Raw genomic sequence first — 16,804 nt, 5'->3', positions numbered from 1 at the left:
GATGGAGGCTCGATTCCCTGAGAGGATCGAGTCATGGCACGTCCATCCCCCTACCCTGCTGAGCTTCGTGAGCGTGCGGTGCGCATGGTCGCGGAGGTCCGTCCGAACTACCCGACCGAGTGGGCCGCGATGAAGGCGGTCGCCGCGAAGTTGGGCATCGGGGCTGCGGAGACGGTGCGGACCTGGGTCCGCAAGGCCGAGGTGGACGCCGGTCAGCGGCCCGGCACCACGTCCGAGGAGGCCGCGGAGATCAAACGGCTGCGGGCCGAGAACGCCGAACTGCGGCGGGCGAACGAAATCTTGAAGGCGGCGTCGGCTTTCTTCGCGGCCGAGCTCGACCGGCCGTCAAAGCGCTCGTAGCGTTCATCGACGAGTTCAAGAAGGTGTTCGGGGTCGAGCCGATCTGCCGTGTGCTGTCCGACCATGGACTGAAGATCGCAACGAGCACCTACTACGCCGCCAAGAACCGCGCCCCCAGCGCCCGAGCGATGCGGGACGCGGAACTGAAAGCGCACATCAGCCGGGTCCACGCCGACAACTTCGGCGTTTACGGAGTCCGCAAAGTCTGGCGGCAGCTGCACCGTGAGGGCATACCGGTGGCCCGCTGCACGGTCGCCCGGCTGATGAGCGAGCTCGGTCTGGAAGGCGCCCGTCGCGGCAGGAAGATCCGCACCACCGTGCACGGCGATGGGCATGAGAGGGCAGCTGACCTGCTGCAACGCGACTTCACCGCGTCCCGGCCGAACGAGAGGTGGGTTGCAGACTTCACCTATGTGGCCACCTGGTCGGGGATCGTCTACGTCGCGTTCGTCGTGGATGTCTTCTCCCGGGCGATCGTCGGCTGGTCCGCGGCCACGAGCAAGCGGGCCAAGCTCGTCCTCGACGCCCTCGACATGGCCCTGTGGCGCCGTGGCCGCGCTGGAACTCCCGCCGGACCGGGGCTAGTTCACCATTCGGATGCGGGCAGTCAATACACGTCTTTCGCGTTCACCGCGCACCTCCTCGAGGCCGGCATCGACGCGTCGGTCGGCACCGTCGGTGACGCCCTGGACAACGCGCTCATGGAATCCCAGATCGGCCTCTACAAAACGGAGCTGATCAAGCCCCGCCGGCCCTGGCACGGCCTCGCCGACGTCGAACTCGCCACTGCGGAATGGGTCGACTGGTTCAACAACCAACGGCTCCACAGCGCGACCGGCGACATCCCGCCCCACGAGTACGAGACCAACCACTACGCTCAACACCAGCCCCAACCGGCGGCTGGAGTCAACGCATAGAGCCTCCACCGTTCCCGGAGCGGTTCACAGTCCACTGACGACGAATCGGCGTCTCCTTGGCAAGTTCCTGCCAGTCCTCCAAAAGCTCCAGGGTGAAGATCAGGCGCTCGCGCAAAGCGGCATCTCGGATGGCATGAGCCGCGATCTTCGCTGGCCCCAAGGAGTCGTCTAGGACGGGCCCCCACTCACGCGCGCTCCTGTAGTAGGCGTCTCGCGTATCTTCACTGATCGGATCCGGCCCCTCTTCTGGCGCCGGGTCTGGTTCCCAAGGCATGGTGCGCAGGTGCCTTTCGATCTGCACAAACGCTTCAGCGAGCGTTGCAACGGCCGCATCTTGCCTTGCTTCCAAGCGCTCGCCCTTGGCCTGCTTCGCTTCCAAGAGGTGCGCCAGATAGCTAGCGCCAAGCGAAACGGCAGCACCGAGCAGCACAAGCCAGAACTCCTTCATGTGCTCAGTGTGGAACCTGTGGAACCCACTCGCGACGTTTGCTCTAGACGGGTCACGTCTGGGGCCGGCGGCCGACGGGCAACCCCGCGTGGGAGGCATCGTGCAAGACATGCGATAGAGATCAGCACTTCGGCAGGTGCCGAAGAGTGAACGCCCAGCTCAACCGGGGTTTCACGACAAGACGAGACATGCCCTCCGGAGCCGTGTGCGCAGGTTCGAATCCTGCCGGGGGCACCCTTCATACGGTGCCCAAAGACCCCGACACCAGCGGAAACGCTGAGGCCGGGGTCTTCGCGTATGTGCAGCCGTATGCAGTCCTGAGCGGCCCTATGACGGGGTCTGTGGACTATTCGTGGACAGGATCTTGGGCCATCCGCCCTGGTCAGACCTAACAAAAACGAAGGCCCCCGGACGAATCCAGGGGCTTCGGAGCGTCCCGCCCTCGCGGGTCACTCGTACTCGTGAGACGGGTCCTGATCTGAAAGGCCTCAGCCAGCGGCTTTGGCGATGATGCTGTCCATCTCCTCCCGCCCGAAGGCCCGCAGGGTGGTGGAACGGACGTTGCCCAACCCGGCGACCTGGAGGAGCACCGCAGTGGCGGTCTCATCGTCGGGCGCCTCTACGACGGCCACGATGTCGTACGGACCGACGGTCCAGTAGAGGTTCAGGACCTTCACCCCCAGCTTCTGTGCCGCAGCCGCGAAGGCCTCGGCGCGCTGCGGGGTGTCCTTGTAGCCCCGGACCCCCTGATCGGTCCAGTTCAGCAACGAGACATACGTCGGCATGGTCTTTCACCCCTATGAAGAAGACACAACACATCGTCGATCAATGCTGAGCACCATCACGCGAAATGCGCATTTACAGGCAGGCCGGACGAGTGAGACGTGCGATGAGCGATGGAACTCGTCAAGGGCAGACCCAGAAGCCTCGGGACATGCCGCAGTGGGCGTGTCATTCGTACTCACGTAACAGATCCTCGATACGGCGATTGGCGACCTCCTGGCGGCCGTCGAGCACTTGGAGTAGCGGCTCAGCAGGACCTCGACGCTGTTGCCCGCACGCTCGGCGACCTCGGTCGCGTCCACCCCGGAGTTGAGCCACGTCGACAGCGCCGAATGGCGGAGGTCGTACGGACGGGCCGCAAGCGGGGAGGCCAAAACGGCCGGCGGGAGCGCCAGCGCGCGAGCCTCCTGCCAGACCCGGAAGTACGTCGACGAGCCGACCACTCCCCCACGCTCGTTGGTGAACAGGCGCCCGTCGTCCGCTACGCCGAAGGTGTCGATGTGCTCCCGCAGGATCGCGCCGAGATGAGGCGGAATCGGCACAGGCCGGACCTCTTCCACGGGCCGGTTCTTCAGGCCGCGATCGTCGTGCGTTTCGCCGGAGTCGGTCCACCGCTTGCCGACGCTGGGACGAGTGCTATTGAGCAGCGCCGTACCCCAGCCCTTTTCCGGCAGCTTCAGGTCCGCCTCTTTGAGACCGACAGCTTCGGCCGGACGGAACGCGCCGTAGTACATGCAGGCGAAGAGGCCGACCAGTCGCCGACCGCGAGCCCGGCCATAGCCGCCGACGTAGGAGACTGCGGCCAGCAGAGCCCGAGGCGTGAGGCTGGCATGTCAGAGGCGTGCGCTTGGATGAGCTGGTGACCGTACAAGACGTTGCTCGACAGCTGCCTGAGATAGCCGTCCTCCGTGAGCACTGCCGTTCACTGGCCATCCTGGAGGCGGTCCTGTGCCCTGAGTTGGCCGACCGGTACCACTGTTTCGACGATCACTGGTCCGAGAAGGAGTCGATGGCGTCGATGCGGAACGGATCGGGCGACGAGTACTCCATCGTTTTCTCGGCCTCCGGCGCCTACGTCCGTGGGTTCGATCATGAATCACCTATGAGTCCTTATGCAGAGGACGGGCCATGGCCCGGAGTGCTCGATGACGTTCCCGACGTCTTCCGGCCGTATGTCGAGGAGCCCGCGTTCTCGGATGAGGACGGGATGCCACTCGCCACCGCGTGCATATGGCGGGAGACGGGAGACGATGGCTGGAAGACGGGGACGATCGACTTTCCCCGCGCCGCGGCGGAGGACGGGGACCCGGACGGTGCCGGGTACCTCTTCCAGCTGCTGGTGGACCGCTCGCCGGAGGCGTTTCAGGGGTGGGCCGAGGACTACTACGAAGTCCCGGTCGACATGGAGGCCGTTCGTCACGTGTTCTCTTCGCGTCCTCTGACCGAAGGGGTGGTCAGCGCGTTGAACCCGGAGAGCGTTCTGGCGGATCTCGTGGAGGACGCCGCGGAGACCGGCTATCCGCTGGGCTGAGCGTGGTTGAGGGACTCCTTGCCGTTCGTCGAGACACTTTGCGGGGAGGTCAGGTCCGTCTCGCACGAGGCCGGCCCCTTCGGTGTGGGCGTTGTTGTTTGACCGCGGGATGGCAGGGCAACCGGATTTCGTGCTTCGGACCGTAGGCGCGCCGGCGGAAGTGGGATGTCGCGGCGGCCGTTGATCGGCGGACCGGCAGCACCGCTTCCCGCGGTCCTCACCAGCCCGTACCGTGCAGGAGCGACGTCGCATGCCCACCGATGAGTCGACAAGTCCTTCCCTCGAGTTCGCCCGCCGCAGGTCTTCCACGAAGCGGCCTGGTGACGATGCGCCGGATACCGCGCAGCCTCTCGCGCGGTCGGCCTCGCTGGGCGAGGGGCCCGAGCGCGGCGCGTGCCAAAGCCCCGCCGTGCCGACCGTCAGCGGCGAAGTCAAGTGCCACTTGCCTGGCTGTACCTGGGCGTTGGAGGTTCCCCGGCTGGTGCGGGAACCGCGGACCACCGTCAGGGCCACCACGCGCCTCGGCCACCACCGAGGACCGGTGAAGGCCGCCTGACGGCCCGCCCTCGCTCGCACCCGAACCACCTTCCCGCCCGTTTGCCGGTCGTGGCCGGGCTCGACACCAGGTGACCGAGGAGTACGAACATGTTGATGCCCCACCCTGAAACGCTGCGCAGGCTCGTCGAGGAGTACGAGGCGCTCACCGCGCAGCAAGCCCTGGGTGCTCAGGGCGAGTTGGACCAGCGGCTGCAGGACCTGACCTACACGCTCTGCGTGTCGACCGGCACCCGCGAGGTGCGCTCGGCCCTGGCCGCGGCCCGCCGTCAACTCTCAGCCGTTACCGGCGCTACCGGCGGCTTCCCGGCGGCCCAAAGCCAGGCTGCCGCAAACCGGCGCATCGCGCAGGAGGAAGCCCCTCTGGCCGTTCCGTGACGCGTGAACGCGGCGGAGAGCTACCGCCGCGGCACCGACGCGGCGGCGGCATGCTTCCGACTCCCCTGCGGCGGTTGTCCGTTCCGGAGCATGCGCGGCACCGCCCGTTCGACGGGTCCGTGGGTGGCGGGTACGCCGTACGCGCCCTCATCGCCGAGGTGAGGCAGCGCGGCGGCGACCGTCACGCCCTCCTCGTACAACTCGATCACCCGCGGGTTGATGTAGGAGGCGCGACAGACCGCCGGTGTGTTGCCGAAGTACCCGGACACCTTGCGGGCCGCCCTGGCGATCGCCCGGCGCCGGGCGGTCTCGCTGCGCGCGACAGGGTGCGACACGCCCAGCGCCACGGCGGCCAGGACGGTGGCGTGCCAGGTGCGGAAGTCCTTGGCGGTGATCTCGAGGCCGGCCAGTTCCTTGAGATACACGTTGACGTCATCGCCGGTCACCGCGTGCCAGGAACGCTGCTCCCAGTAGGCCAGGAGCCGGTCGTCGCCGCCTCGGCGCCGCAACAGCGCCTTGAGGCAGCGGCAGGCTGCGGGGTCCGCGACGGTCTGGATGATCTCCGTGCCGTGCTTGCCGACGTAGGTGAACAGGACCGCACCGGCCCGGCCCGGCAGCGGCACTGTTCGCGCAGCAGCGTGGTGAGGCCGTAGCTGTTGCTCAGTTCGGTGTAGCGGTCGCTTCCGATGCGGAAGAAGCCGAGGTCGAGCAGTCGTACGGCCGTGGCCAGGACCCGCTGCCGGGTCAGTCCGCGGTCATGCAGTTGCCCCTCGACGGCCTCTCGTACCGCGGGCAGAGCCTCGGCGACGTCGGGGACGTGGTCGTGCTTGGCCGGCTCCTGCTCCGCGCGGAACTGTGGGTGGTACAGGTGCTGCCGGCGGCGGCGTCCGTACCGACGGCCTGCAGATGCCCGTTGGCCCGAGTGCAGATTTACACGTCCCGCCATGCCCGGGGTATGACAAGGTCCCGGATCCGCGCCGGCTCAGCCGGATCGCGCAGCGGCTCCCCCCGTGCGTCGAGGTAACGGAAGCCGCGTCCATGTCGCAGGCGGCGGAACCCGTCGTCGGTAGGGCGGCTGTGGTGAAGACGCATCCAACCTCCCGAACGGCTCCGGCTTCGGCTCCGGCTCCGGCTCCGCGGAGTTGATGGTGCCGACCGTCCCTGCTCCGCCCTTCGGTGCCCGGCCGGACGCGACCGATCGCGTCCGGATCCGGAACCAGGCCCTGTCGTGCTGGTACCCACGCGCATCCGCCACACGCCGGGCAAGGCGACGGCCGAGGGTGCGCAGGAGTGACTGGTTTTGGTGGTGGTGGGGGTGGGCTGGCGGAGCCCAGCGGGACCGCATGAGCGGCACGGGACCGAACAGGATGACGGGAGGTTGCGTGGCGACCGCGCGGCGCCGGTTTCCGCGGCCCCCTCAGTCCTGCTTTCCGCGCCCGGTGAGCATGTCGCGCAGACGGTCGACCATGCCGGCACCGGGGGCCAGGAGCTTGTTCGCGGGCGGGGTGTCCGGCGCGGACGGGTGCGGCCGGGTGGGAGCGTGCTGCTTGGCCGAGCGGACCTTCTCCCCGAGTTCCTCCAGGGCATCGGCGGAGCAGACGTCGGCCAGCATCGGGAAGAGCCGGTTCTCCTCGTCGCTGACGTGCGCCTTGACGGAGTTCTTGAGCCGCAGGATCAGCGTGTCGAAGCGCCCGTCCCCGGGTTGGCAGCCTTCGAGTTCCTTCAGCATGCGCTCGACTTCTCCGTGGTCGGCGATCTCCTTGTCGGCGAGGTCGTCTCCCCCGTCGACGTACCGGCGCACCGCCGGGTACAGGTACTCCTCCTCGGCCACCGAGTGCCGGACCAGCTCCATGGTGAGCCGGTCCGCCAGTTCGCGTCGCTGCTGGTCCGGACCGGGCAACGCTTCGATCTGCGAGAAGAGGTCGTCCACCTCGCGGTGGTCCGCGGTCAGTTCCTGGATGACATTTCCGCCGTGTCCCATGGGATCTCCACTCCTTGTCGTGCTGAGTCCTGCCGAGGCCGGGGGTCGACCGGCTCCGTTCAGTGCCGTGCGTCGGGGCCGCCTGCGTCCCGCGAGCAGCCGCGTCCTCCGGCCGATCCAGGAGCGGTCGATGTCCAGCGCTCCTCCGGCTCGCCACCCAGCACCGATACCTGCCACGCGCGCACCGACGACCTCACGCTGGTGTGCCACTTCACTCCGGTGGCCGACAGGATCCCGCCGCTAGCGCGGAGGAATTACCCCATGTGCCTCTGGACGACGGATCGCCGTGACGGTCCCGGTCACGTCGCCGTGCGGCAGTGTCGGCCGGTCGGCCGGGAGAGCGGCTCGCCCGAGGTGGCGGGCCAGGCCGGTGTGTTCGCCGCCCGTCCGCACTCAGCGGTGGCACGGGTACGGCGCGGCCCGTGTGCTGGAGCGGTCAGGAGTCCGGCTCCGTCCCGGCCTCGCTTCGGGCGCGTCTCGACTCGACAGGCGGGGGACGCCATCCCGCGCGGCGACCGTGCACCTCGCACGTTCTGTGGACTCCCGTGTGGGGACTCGGCGCCTGTGAGCCGGGGCGCTGTCCGGCGCCGCAGTCGGCGCGCCTGAGGAGAGGCAGACCGCTGTACCAGGGCCTCCCCGCCCCTCGGCGAGCCCCTGGTGCACCACTTCGGAGGAGCAAGTCACGTATGAAGACCGGCCCGAGCCGGATTGCGTGCGGAGCCGCGCGGCGCCCGAGGCTGCGCTTCGACGGCTGGATCGCCGGCATGGGCACCTCCGAAGGGACGCGCATCGTGCTCGGGCACTGGCCGCGGTCGCCGTTCGGAGCGTTCAGCGATGTGATGCTGGAGCGGGCCGACGGGGAACGGCTGCTGCTGGCCCCCACGCAGGAGACGGCGGACTTCATCCGCGCCACCTACGCCTTCGACGCCGTACGCGTCGCCCGGGTCGACGTGAGCGTCGCAGACGGCACCTGGACCGTCACCGGGGGCGGGGGATCCCTCGAACTGCGCTTCTCCACCGGCCGTCGAGGGCTTCTGGGGTTCCTGCTGCGTGCCGTTCCCGGCGCGCTCGCCCGCCGTCCGGCATGGAGCGCGCTGACGGACCGGCCGGCCCGGATGCTGCTGGCCGGCGTGCGGACCCGTGGGAGTGCGGGCGGGGGCCGCCGCGAGTGGTACGGGGCCCGTGATCTGCGGCCGATCACCGCGGTGTCGGCGGTCTTCGAGGGCCAGGATCTCGGCGTGCTGGCGCCCGTCGAACCGCCCGTGCGCTTCGGGTTCGGCTCGGTGCCGCGCACGCCCACCCTCACACGGGTCGCGACGACCGTGGTGCTCGGTCCGAAGTGAGGGCTCCCGTGTGTTCACGGGCAGCGTGCTGACGGCCAACGTGTCCCTGGGCAGCGTGCCCCCTTCCCGACGTGCTCCTCGCCAGCATGCTCATGGGCAGCCGGATCCCCACCCGCACTCCTCTGCTCAGGCGCCCTGCCGGATGACCGCGCGGACGCAGCCGTCGGTCTTGTGCTTGAACAGCTCGTACGCCCGCGGTGCCTCGTCGAGGGACACGGTGTGGGTCGCCAGGTGGGACGTGCTCAGCTCCCCGGCCGCATGCGCTCCAGCGGCATCGGGATGTAGCGCCGGCCGTGCATCTGGACGCCTCGGCCGGTCAGGCCCTTGTTGCTCACCGCGCCCAGGGGGAACTTGTCGACGGCGCCGGCGAAGACGCCGAGGACGAAGACCGTGCCGGCCTTGCGGCAGGCGCACCGCACCGCACCGTCGGCGCCCGGGCTGCCACCCACCGGGAAGAACCTGCGCCGACGGCCCTGGCCGACCCGCCCATGGGCGCCGCCAGACGCGGCACCCGAGACGGGCACCAGCGGGCGATGTCAGGAAGGACTGCGGATGGGGGCCCAGCGATCGACGGCGGCGCAGACGGTGCTGGACGCCGCCCGCTCCAGCCCGTTCTCCGAAGTGCCCCGGGCCCTGTGCCGGACGGTGTGTGAGGCCCTGGACGTGGACGGGGCGACCTTGTCCCTGCTGACGGACACGCCCTCGCGGCAACTGCTGTGCGCCTCCGACGCGACAGCTCTGTGCCTGGAGGAAGTCCAGTTCACCGCGGCGGAAGGTCCCTGCGTCACCGCTGCGGCGGAGGGCACCCCCGGTCCTGGTGCGCGGAGGCCTTTCGCAGGGGACGGACCCTGGCCGAGATCACCGCGGCCGTCCTGAACCGGCCGCCCCGCGTGTAGGGCGGCCGGCGAATTTTCCCGGGGATTGTGGTTACCCCAGGTCCTATGGCACGGACATCGAAATCCGATCACCTGACCAGTGACCCGTCGGCGCCCGGACGGCAGCGGGTCGGGCCGGGCGAGGACGTGGAGCGACGGGCACCGGACGAGCCCACCCAGATGCCGAAACGGTCCTGGTGGGCCGTACTCAGGGGCACGGTCGGCGAGTTCCAGCGCGACGAGCTCACCGATCGCGCCGCGGGGCTGACGTACTACGGAGTGCTGTCGCTCTTCCCGGCGCTGCTGGTGCTGGTGTCGTTGCTCGGCGTCGCCGGGAAGTCGGCCACCGACCAGGTGCTGAAGAACCTCCAGCAGCTGGCCCCGGGTTCCGCCCGGGACATCATCGGCAATGCCGTGCAGCAGTTGCAGGGCCGCGGCGGTGTCGGCTCCCTCATGGCGGTCGTCGGCATCGTGCTGGCCGTGTGGTCGGCCTCCGGTTATGTCGCGGCCTTCATCCGCAGCGCGAACGCGGTGTACGACATGCCCGAGGGCCGTCCGGTGTGGAAGCTGCTGCCGGTCCGGGTCGGCGTGACGGTGGTGTTGCTGGTGCTGGCGGTGGTCAGTGCGTTGATCGTGGTGTTCACCGGCGCGCTGGCCCGCCAGGCCGGAACGGCGCTGGGGATCGGCGACTCGGCGTTGACGGTGTGGTCGATCGCGAAGTGGCCGGTGCTGGTCGTACTGGTCACGATCATGATCGCGATCCTGTACTGGGCGACACCGAACGTGCAGGGCCGCGGCTTCACATGGATCACGCCGGGCAGTTTCCTGGCCCTGGTGATCTGGATGATCGCGTCGGCGGGGTTCGCGTTCTACGTGGCGAACTTCGCCTCGTACAACAAGACGTACGGGACACTCGCCGGCGTGATCGTGTTCCTGGTGTGGCTGTGGATCAGCAACATCGCGATCCTGCTCGGTCTCGAGTTCGACGCGGAGATGACTCGTCAGCGGGCTGTCGTCGGCGGCCTGCCCGACGGTGAGGAGCCCTACGTTCCGCCCCGGGACACCCGCAAGTGGAGCGAGGAGGACCAGCGTCGGATGGCACACCGCACGGAATGAGGGCAGGTCATGGACGTGTTCGAGTCTCTTCACCACGGTGATCACCGGCTGGGACGGCAGGTGTCGTCCGCGCCGTCTGAGGGCGCCCGGCGGCTGCTGCCCGCTGTGGAGGAGGCCGCCGAGCACACCAAGCTGTGGTGGGGCGCCGCCGTGCTGATGGCCGCCGTCGGCGGTTGGCGGGGGCGCCGGGCCGCGGTCACGGGCGTGGTGAGCATGGCCGTGGCGCAGACGGTGTCGAACGGTGTGGTCAAGCGCCTGTGGCGGCGGCGCCGGCCGCCCGAGGAGTGGATCTCCCAGGAGGAGGTGCGGGAGCGGCCCGATTCGTCGTCCTTCCCCTCCGGGCACACGGCGGCGGCCGTGGGGTTCACGGCCGCCGTGGCGTGGGTGTGGCCGTGGACGGGCGCGGCGTGCGCGCTGCCGACGGCCCTGGTGGCCTACGAACGCGTGCACTCCGGCGCGCACTATCCCTCCGACGTCGCGGCGGGGGCCTTGATCGGGCTGGGCTCGTCCGTCCTGGCCTGCCAGGCTCCGCGTGTGGTGCGGCACGTGCTGCTGTGACGACAGGGCCGGTCAAAGCCGCACCTCGCGGCCGCTCTTCGGGGGCGGCCCGCCGGCCGTCGCGTCGAACGGATTGCCCGTCAGGTGCACGGGAGCGGCGTCGTCAGCCGCCTGCCACATCGGTGGCGCTGTGGGCGGCTCCGACCGGCTTGGATTCCGGTGAGCCGCGCTGGCGCAGGCCGTGGCGTCCCCGCACCTCGTCGCCGCGCTCCGACACCGTGTCGCACGCGCTGACCGCGGCGGCAAGGACCGCGGCGACGACCGCGCCGCGCACTCGTCCGGCCATCCACCCACCTCCGCGCCCTCGCCGTACCGCACCGTGGCACCGGCCGTAGACAGCAGGGAGCGGCGCTCGAACGGCTTCCACGCCCACGGGTCCCTCGCCCGGCCGCGTTGACGGCGGGCCGGCGCCGGCCGGTACCCGGGCTCCGCGTCGGCACCCGGTGTCGTACCGGGCACGGATTGGTTGCGGCACGGGCTTTTCGGCTCGGCGGCGCGGGGTGCTGCGGCAGCATCGCGGCCATGAGCAGAGATCGGTACGTCGACTTCCTGCGGGCGTGGGCGATCGGGGCGGTGGTGTTCGGGCACTGGCTGATCACCGGGCTGGTGCGCGGGGACGACGGGGCGATCGGCGCGCCGGAGTTGCTGGCGGTGGTGCCCTGGACCCAGTGGCTGACGCTGGGGTTCCAAGTCATGCCGTTGTTCTTCCTCGCCGGCGGACATGCCGCGGGCGGGTCCTGGGAGCGGGACCGGGATGCGGGTGGCACGGCCGCGGGGTGGGTGGGGCGGCGGGCGCTGCGGTTGTTGCTGCCGGCCGGGGTGTACAGCGGGCTGGTGCTGGCCGCCGTGGGGGTTTCGGCGGCCGTCGGCGTGGACCCGGACACCCTTGAACTCGTGGGCTGGGCGCTGGCCATGCAGTTCTGGTTCCTGCCCCTGTATCTCGTGCTCAGTGCCCTGACTCCGGTGCTGCACGCGGCGCATCGGCGCTGGGGGGTGCTCGTCCCCGTCGCGATGGGTGCGGTCGCTCTCGGGGCCGGTGCTCTCGACGCCGGGCCGCTCAACTACGTGCTCGTGTGGGGCGTCGCCTACCAGTCGGGGTTCTGCTGGCGGGACGGGCTGCTGGACGCGCGGCCGAGGGTGCCGGCCCTGATGGCGGCGGGCGGCGCTCTGGCCTTCGCGCTGCTGGTCGGGCTCGGTCCGTTTCCCGTCAGTCTGATCCTGGTGACCGGGCAGGACCTCAGCAACACGGATCCGCCGTCGGCGGCGATGCTCGCCTGGGTGGTGGCCCAGACGGGGGCCTGTCTGCTGCTCGCGCCGCTGCTTCGGCGGGTGTTGGCGCGGGAGCGGGTGTGGCGGCGGGTGCGGGTGGTGAGCGGGGTCAGCATGACCCTGTACCTGTGGCACATGGTGCCGGTGCTGGTCGTCGCCGCCGTCCTCTACCTGCCCGGTCTCGCGCCCGATCCCGGGTTCGGGTCCGCGGCCTGGTGGTGGCTGAGGGCGCCTTGGCTGCTGGTTCTGGCGGGCGTGCTCGCCGGGGTCGTGTTCGCGCTGCGGCCGCTGGAGCGGGTGTTGGGCACGGTGTACGAGCGGGTCCGGCCGCAGGCCCGACCGCGACCGGCGTGGCCGCTGTGGCTCGGGCTCGCCACCTGCGTCGCCGCGCTGAGCCGGTTCGCCGTGCAGGGGTTCGCCCCCGACGGAGGGTTTCCGGGCGTGCCCGCGGCGGGGCTCGGCCTGGGCCTCGCGCTGGTGGTGTTCTCCGGGTGGCGGGCGGGCGTGGAGCGGCACAAGGCGGCCAACGACGCCCTGGAGGAGGCCGCCTGACGCCGGGGCGGCCGTCGGCCCGGCCATCGGGCCGCTGAAGGGGCGTGTGACAAGATGCTCCGGCCAAGCCCCACCAGAAAGGGACGAATTCCATGTCCAGGGTCGAGCTGACCACGAACTTCGGCCGAGTCGTTCTCGAACTGCACGACGCCGAGGCCCCCAAGACCGTCGAGAACTTCCTGACGTACGTCCGCAACGGGCATTACGACGGCACCATCTTCCACCGCGTCATCGACGGCTTCATGGTCCAGGGCGGTGGTTTCACCGCGGACATGGTCCAGAAGCCGACTTCCGCCCCGGTCCCGAACGAGGCCGACAACGGGCTGAAGAACACCGCCTACACCGTCGCGATGGCGCGCACCAGCGACCCGCACTCCGCGACCGCCCAGTTCTTCGTGAACGTCTCGGACAACGACTTCCTCAACTACACGGGGAAGACCCCGAACGGCTGGGGCTACACCGTCTTCGGCCGGGTCGCCGAGGGCAAGGAGGTCGTCGACCAGATCAAGGGTGTCCGCACCGGCAGCAGCCGCGGGCACGGCGACGTGCCGACCCAGACCGTCCTCATCGAGGGCGCCAAGGTTCTCGACTGACGAGAGCCGGCGGTCTGCCGGGACCTGCGGCTGCGGGGCGCACCGGCCCACGCGGTACGCAGGTCACGCGGACCTCTTGCGGCCCGTCGCCTTCTTCGCCGCCGTCTTCTTCGCGGGCGTCTTCTTGGCCGCCGTCGTCTTCTTCGTGCCCTGAGCCGACTTGGCCGTCGACTTCTTCGCCGCGGTCGTCTTCTTGGCGGCCGTCGTCTTCTTCGCCGTGGACGTCGACTTCTTGCCGCCCGCCTCCTTGGGCGTGGCCCGCGCCGACTTCCGGGCCGGCATCGATCTGACCTCCGCGTGCTCGCCGGCCTCCTCCTCGCCGCGGGACTCCTTCGCCGCCCGCACGCTGTTCTCGAGCGCCGCCATCAGGTCGAGGACCTTGCCGCCCTTGGCCGGTTCGGGGGACTCGGGCGGGGCCTCGCCGGCCGCCTTCGCGGCGACGACCTCCTCCAGGGCCTCGCGGTACTCGTCGTGCAGGTCTTCGAGCTCGATCTCGCCGAGGGTGTCCATCAGGGCGTCCGCGAGGTCGAGCTCCTTGTCGTTGACCGTGACGTTGGTGTCGGGGGCGAGGCCCTCGGGGGCGCGGACCTCGTCCGGCCAGAGCAGGCCGTGCAGGGCGATGGCGTCGCCCACCACCCGCAGCATGCCGAGACGCTCGCGGCCCCGCAGCGCGAACTTCGCGATGGCGACCTTCTGGCTGCGCTTGAGGGCCTCGCGCAGCAGGGTGTACGGCTTGGCGGCCGGGGCACCGCCCGCGGCGAGGTAGTACGCGGCGTCCATCTGGAGCGGGTCGATCCGGTCGGCGGGCACGAACGCCACGATCTCGATCGTCTTGGCCGTGGGGAGCGGCAGGTGGGCCAGGTCGTCGTCGGTGATCGGGATGATCGTGCCGTCCGCGTCCTCGTAGCCCTTGCCGATCTCCGACGTGGTCACCTCGCGGTCCTCCAGCTCGCACACCTTGCGGTAGCGGATGCGGCCGCCGTCGTCCAGGTGGATCTGGCGGAAGGAGATCGAGTGGCTCTCGGTGGCGTTCACCAGCTTGATGGGGATGCTCACCAGGCCGAACGAGATGGCGCCGTTCCATATGGATCGCACGTGCAGCACCCTTTCGATCGGTTTGCGGGGTCTTGTCAGTATTGACGACACTTACGACGAAATCTCTGGGATTCTCATCGTATGACGCCGATCACAGAGGTGGAGGGGCGAAGGCTCGCGCTCAGCAATCTGGAGAAGGTGCTGTATCCCGCGACCGGGTTCACCAAGGGCGAGGTGCTGCACTACTACGCGACCACCGCCGGGGTCATGCTGCCCCATCTGCGGGATCGGCCCGTGTCCTTCCTGCGCTATCCGGACGGGCCCGACGGGCAGGTGTTCTTCGCCAAGAACGTGCCGCCCGGTACGCCCGACTGGGTCACCACCGCCGAGGTGCCCCGGTCGGAGGGGCCGGCCCGGATGGTGCTGGTGCAGGACCTGGCGAGCCTGGTGTGGGCGGCGAACCTGGTCACCGAGTTCCACACCCACCAGTGGGTCCTGGACGCGCCCGGCGAGGCCGACCGGCTGGTCTTCGACCTCGACCCCGGGGCGCCGGCGAGCATCGTCGAGTGCTGCGAGGTCGCCCTGTGGCTGCGTGGGCGGCTGGCGGCGGACGGGATCGAGGCGTACCCGAAGACCGCCGGGTCGAAGGGACTGCATCTGCTGGCCGCCCTGCGGCCGGTCTCCTCCGACGCCGCCACCGAGTACGCCAAGCGGCTCGCCGTGGAGGCGGAGAAGGCGATGCCCCGCCTGGTCGTCCACCGCATGACGCGGAGCCTGCGGCCCGGGAAGGTGTTCGTCGACTGGAGCCAGAACGCCGCCCGCAAGACGACGGCCACGCCGTACACCCTGCGGGCCCGGGCGCGGCCGCTGGTGTCGGCGCCGGTGACCTGGGGCGAGGTCGAGGAGTGCGGGGCGCCCGAGCAGTTGGTGTTCCAGGCACCGGACATCGCGCCGCGCGTGCGGGACCACGGCGATCTGCTGGCCCCGCTCCTCGACGCGGACGCGGCGGGGTCGCTGCCCTGAGCGACCCCGCCGGGATCACTTCACGGGAAGGGTCACACCCGCACCCACGTCTGCCGGTCCCGGGCCATCGCGTGCAGCGCCTCCACGTCCGCCGGTTTGAGGACGCCGCCGAGCCGGGCCAGGCCCTCGACGTCCAGGTCCGTGACGATCCGGGCCTCGCGCAGCGGGACGGTGACCGTCACGCCGGCGGGACCGAAGAGGGCCAGCACCGGGTGGACCTCGGCGGTCAGGGCGTAGGAGGCGCGGGCGGCGTCGGCGCGGACGCGGCGCAGCACCGGGCGGGGTTCGCGGCGGCCCAGCGCGACCATGGGGTCGGTGACCGTGACCCGCTGCCTGCGGGCGTACAGCGTGTGGACCGCGAAGAGCCCGCCGGGGCCGATCACCAGGTGGTGGACGTGGTCACCGCCGGGCAGCGGTACCGAGTGCAGGGCGTGCCAGCCGGCGCCGTCGAGACGGTCCAGGGCCTCCCCCACCGCCTGTTCGGCCGTGAGGGCGCGGCGGCGGGGGTCGGGGCGGAGCCGGTGGGCGGGGCCGGGGTCCCGGTCCAGGGCGATCTGGAGCGCCTCGCCGGGGCGGTTGGGCGCCAGGTCGTCGTCCGGGTGCAGGGACAGCCGGGCCAGTTCCGCCGGGGTCGGCACCGGGGGCGGGCCGATCTCCACCGGTCCGGTCAGGAAGGGCCCGAGGACGTCGAGGACGTCCTGTCTGCGGTCCTCGCTCAGCAGGTTGACCCGGGATGCCTCACGGTCGAACCAGGCGATGTTCCTGCCGTCCGTGAGGCAGACGTACAGCCGTTCCTGACCGTGGCGCCACGTCGGCACGACACGCAGTCCGCTCATGCACCATCACCCCACGACCATGGGAACAGGCGGGGCGCTCCGGGGGCAAGAAGCCGGTTGCCTTTGCCGGTCACCTTTGAAGGGGAGCCGGCCCGGGTAGCCATGGGTGAGTTGGTGGGGTCTTGGGGAGGCGCCGTTGCGGACGCGCAGGAAGCAGGCCGACGTACCCGCTCCGGAGCATGCGTGGAACGAGGTCGTGCCGGGGCTGTGGATGGGCGGGCACGAGTTCAGGGGGCCGTCCGGGCAGGTCGAGTTCGCCGTCGTACGGGACGAGTTCGACGTGGTCCAGACGCTGCTGAGGCTGCCGGGGCACGGTCCCGACGAGGGGGTCGAGCACCAGGTGTGGCCGATTCCCGACGGACCGCTGGACGGCACCCAGCTCGCGGGTGTGATCCGGCTGGCACGGGCCGCGTGCGACGCGCTGGACGCGGGCCGCAAGGTCCTCGTCCGCTGCTACCACGGGTACAACCGCTCGGGGCTGGTCGTCGCGCACGCCCTGGTCCGCCAGGGGCACTCCGCGGACGAGGCGATACGGCTGATCCGGTCCCGCCGCTCGCCCTGGGCCCTGCACAACGAGCTCTTCGTCGAGTACCTGCAAGCCGGGCTGCCGACGGCCCGGCTCCTTGAGGAGCTGGCCGAATAATCGTTTCT

At 70.3% G+C, this 16,804-nt stretch carries 18 protein-coding genes and 2 pseudogenes; 11 read left to right on the top strand and 9 right to left on the bottom strand.

Features of this window, described 5'->3' with window-relative positions; genetic code table 11:
- The first annotated feature begins 33 nt into the window (after positions 1-33).
- A protein-coding gene (locus ACWBNA_RS03945; RefSeq protein WP_482702297.1) for an IS3 family transposase occupies positions 34-1,277 on the top strand; the annotation gives its coding sequence in 2 pieces (ribosomal slippage) (positions 34-316 and positions 316-1,277; 1,245 coding nt in all).
- On the opposite strand, the gene ACWBNA_RS03940 is transcribed toward ACWBNA_RS03945, so the two are convergent.
- The 3 genes and pseudogenes from ACWBNA_RS03940 to ACWBNA_RS03930 all read right to left on the bottom strand — a co-directional run.
- Positions 1,267-1,725 (bottom strand): hypothetical protein, encoded by a 459-nt coding sequence (locus ACWBNA_RS03940; protein ID WP_482702295.1) that lies wholly within the window; start codon positions 1,723-1,725, stop codon positions 1,267-1,269. The two genes, ACWBNA_RS03945 and ACWBNA_RS03940, sit on opposite strands and share 11 nt — an antisense overlap.
- Before the next feature lie 488 nt (positions 1,726-2,213).
- Complete coding sequence (locus ACWBNA_RS03935; RefSeq protein ID WP_482702294.1) at positions 2,214-2,510, bottom strand: GYD domain-containing protein; 297 nt, start codon at positions 2,508-2,510, stop codon at positions 2,214-2,216.
- Positions 2,511-2,676: 166 nt separating this feature from the next.
- Positions 2,677-3,323 (bottom strand): annotated as a pseudogene (locus ACWBNA_RS03930) (tyrosine-type recombinase/integrase); the annotation flags it as partial.
- A gap of 26 nt (positions 3,324-3,349) precedes the next feature.
- On the opposite strand from ACWBNA_RS03930, the gene ACWBNA_RS03925 reads away from it, so the two are divergent.
- Positions 3,350-4,039, top strand: a complete 690-nt coding sequence (locus ACWBNA_RS03925) for a hypothetical protein (RefSeq protein ID WP_482702292.1) — start codon at positions 3,350-3,352, stop codon at positions 4,037-4,039.
- A 645-nt stretch (positions 4,040-4,684) separates the two neighbouring features.
- Positions 4,685-4,972: a DUF5133 domain-containing protein gene (locus ACWBNA_RS03920; protein WP_482702291.1), complete on the top strand. Its 288-nt coding sequence runs from the start codon at positions 4,685-4,687 to the stop codon at positions 4,970-4,972.
- Positions 4,973-4,992: 20 nt separating this feature from the next.
- On the opposite strand, the pseudogene ACWBNA_RS03915 reads toward ACWBNA_RS03920, so the two are convergent.
- Together ACWBNA_RS03915 and ACWBNA_RS03910 are read right to left on the bottom strand one after the other, a co-directional pair.
- A pseudogene (locus tag ACWBNA_RS03915) lies at positions 4,993-6,064 on the bottom strand (DNA topoisomerase IB).
- 325 nt (positions 6,065-6,389) lie between these two features.
- Positions 6,390-6,953: a hemerythrin domain-containing protein gene (locus ACWBNA_RS03910; RefSeq protein ID WP_482702289.1), complete on the bottom strand. Its 564-nt coding sequence runs from the start codon at positions 6,951-6,953 to the stop codon at positions 6,390-6,392.
- Between the two features lie 686 nt (positions 6,954-7,639).
- On the opposite strand from ACWBNA_RS03910, the gene ACWBNA_RS03905 reads away from it, so the two are divergent.
- On the top strand, positions 7,640-8,296 hold the full coding sequence (locus tag ACWBNA_RS03905; RefSeq protein ID WP_482702287.1) for a hypothetical protein: 657 nt from the start codon (positions 7,640-7,642) through the stop codon (positions 8,294-8,296).
- 242 nt (positions 8,297-8,538) lie between these two features.
- Here ACWBNA_RS03905 and ACWBNA_RS03900 read toward each other — a convergent pair whose 3' ends face one another.
- Positions 8,539-8,745, bottom strand: coding sequence for a hypothetical protein (locus ACWBNA_RS03900; protein WP_482702285.1), 207 nt, complete (start codon positions 8,743-8,745; stop codon positions 8,539-8,541).
- A gap of 103 nt (positions 8,746-8,848) precedes the next feature.
- Between ACWBNA_RS03900 and ACWBNA_RS03895 the strand changes: the two genes are divergently transcribed.
- The 3 genes from ACWBNA_RS03895 (at position 8,849) to ACWBNA_RS03885 (ending at position 10,845) form a co-directional block, all read left to right on the top strand.
- Positions 8,849-9,172, top strand: coding sequence for a hypothetical protein (locus tag ACWBNA_RS03895; protein WP_482702283.1), 324 nt, complete (start codon positions 8,849-8,851; stop codon positions 9,170-9,172).
- A 65-nt stretch (positions 9,173-9,237) separates the two neighbouring features.
- Positions 9,238-10,287, top strand: a complete 1,050-nt coding sequence (locus ACWBNA_RS03890) for a YihY/virulence factor BrkB family protein (protein WP_482702281.1) — start codon at positions 9,238-9,240, stop codon at positions 10,285-10,287.
- 9 nt (positions 10,288-10,296) lie between these two features.
- Positions 10,297-10,845: a phosphatase PAP2 family protein gene (locus ACWBNA_RS03885; RefSeq protein ID WP_482702279.1), complete on the top strand. Its 549-nt coding sequence runs from the start codon at positions 10,297-10,299 to the stop codon at positions 10,843-10,845.
- A 103-nt stretch (positions 10,846-10,948) separates the two neighbouring features.
- Here the strand turns inward: ACWBNA_RS03885 and ACWBNA_RS03880 are convergent, their stop codons facing one another.
- Positions 10,949-11,131 (bottom strand): hypothetical protein, encoded by a 183-nt coding sequence (locus ACWBNA_RS03880; RefSeq protein WP_482702277.1) that lies wholly within the window; start codon positions 11,129-11,131, stop codon positions 10,949-10,951.
- A gap of 236 nt (positions 11,132-11,367) precedes the next feature.
- Between ACWBNA_RS03880 and ACWBNA_RS03875 the strand changes: the two genes are divergently transcribed.
- Complete coding sequence (locus ACWBNA_RS03875; RefSeq protein WP_482702275.1) at positions 11,368-12,666, top strand: acyltransferase family protein; 1,299 nt, start codon at positions 11,368-11,370, stop codon at positions 12,664-12,666.
- A gap of 92 nt (positions 12,667-12,758) precedes the next feature.
- Complete coding sequence (locus ACWBNA_RS03870) at positions 12,759-13,259, top strand: peptidylprolyl isomerase (protein ID WP_482702273.1); 501 nt, start codon at positions 12,759-12,761, stop codon at positions 13,257-13,259.
- A 63-nt stretch (positions 13,260-13,322) separates the two neighbouring features.
- On the opposite strand, the gene ku is transcribed toward ACWBNA_RS03870, so the two are convergent.
- Positions 13,323-14,354 carry a non-homologous end joining protein Ku gene (gene ku, locus ACWBNA_RS03865; protein WP_482702270.1) on the bottom strand — a complete coding sequence of 344 codons (1,032 nt, stop codon included), beginning with the start codon at positions 14,352-14,354 and terminating at the stop codon, positions 13,323-13,325.
- A gap of 81 nt (positions 14,355-14,435) precedes the next feature.
- On the opposite strand from ku, the gene ligD reads away from it, so the two are divergent.
- Positions 14,436-15,317: a non-homologous end-joining DNA ligase gene (gene ligD / locus ACWBNA_RS03860; protein ID WP_482702268.1), complete on the top strand. Its 882-nt coding sequence runs from the start codon at positions 14,436-14,438 to the stop codon at positions 15,315-15,317.
- A 32-nt stretch (positions 15,318-15,349) separates the two neighbouring features.
- Here ligD and ACWBNA_RS03855 read toward each other — a convergent pair whose 3' ends face one another.
- Positions 15,350-16,153, bottom strand: a complete 804-nt coding sequence (locus ACWBNA_RS03855; RefSeq protein ID WP_482702266.1) for a nuclease-related domain-containing protein — start codon at positions 16,151-16,153, stop codon at positions 15,350-15,352.
- A gap of 136 nt (positions 16,154-16,289) precedes the next feature.
- Between ACWBNA_RS03855 and ACWBNA_RS03850 the strand changes: the two genes are divergently transcribed.
- Positions 16,290-16,796: a protein-tyrosine phosphatase family protein gene (locus ACWBNA_RS03850; protein WP_482702264.1), complete on the top strand. Its 507-nt coding sequence runs from the start codon at positions 16,290-16,292 to the stop codon at positions 16,794-16,796.
- The last annotated feature ends 8 nt before the right edge of the window (positions 16,797-16,804 follow it).

The sequence above is a fragment of the Streptomyces sp. Q2 genome, assembly GCF_056820935.1.
Note: the sequence above shows the minus strand (reverse complement) of the source record. Positions and strands in the feature narration are given on the sequence as shown.

Bases quoted from the DNA above. Each gene is read 5' to 3' on its own strand.
- ACWBNA_RS03870 (WP_482702273.1), top strand. From the start codon at position 12,759: ATGTCCAGGGTCGAGCTGACCACGAACTTCGGCCGAGTCGTTCTCGAA.
- ligD (WP_482702268.1), top strand. From the start codon at position 14,436: ATGACGCCGATCACAGAGGTGGAGGGGCGAAGGCTCGCGCTCAGCAAT.
- ACWBNA_RS03895 (WP_482702283.1), top strand. From the start codon at position 8,849: ATGGGGGCCCAGCGATCGACGGCGGCGCAGACGGTGCTGGACGCCGCC.
- ACWBNA_RS03885 (WP_482702279.1), top strand. From the start codon at position 10,297: ATGGACGTGTTCGAGTCTCTTCACCACGGTGATCACCGGCTGGGACGG.
- ACWBNA_RS03890 (WP_482702281.1), top strand. From the start codon at position 9,238: ATGGCACGGACATCGAAATCCGATCACCTGACCAGTGACCCGTCGGCG.
- ACWBNA_RS03920 (WP_482702291.1), top strand. From the start codon at position 4,685: ATGTTGATGCCCCACCCTGAAACGCTGCGCAGGCTCGTCGAGGAGTAC.
- ACWBNA_RS03875 (WP_482702275.1), top strand. From the start codon at position 11,368: ATGAGCAGAGATCGGTACGTCGACTTCCTGCGGGCGTGGGCGATCGGG.
- ACWBNA_RS03880 (WP_482702277.1), bottom strand. From the start codon at position 11,131: ATGGCCGGACGAGTGCGCGGCGCGGTCGTCGCCGCGGTCCTTGCCGCC.
- ACWBNA_RS03855 (WP_482702266.1), bottom strand. From the start codon at position 16,153: ATGAGCGGACTGCGTGTCGTGCCGACGTGGCGCCACGGTCAGGAACGG.
- ACWBNA_RS03935 (WP_482702294.1), bottom strand. From the start codon at position 2,510: ATGCCGACGTATGTCTCGTTGCTGAACTGGACCGATCAGGGGGTCCGG.
- ACWBNA_RS03940 (WP_482702295.1), bottom strand. From the start codon at position 1,725: ATGAAGGAGTTCTGGCTTGTGCTGCTCGGTGCTGCCGTTTCGCTTGGC.
- ACWBNA_RS03910 (WP_482702289.1), bottom strand. From the start codon at position 6,953: ATGGGACACGGCGGAAATGTCATCCAGGAACTGACCGCGGACCACCGC.
- ACWBNA_RS03905 (WP_482702287.1), top strand. From the start codon at position 7,640: ATGAAGACCGGCCCGAGCCGGATTGCGTGCGGAGCCGCGCGGCGCCCG.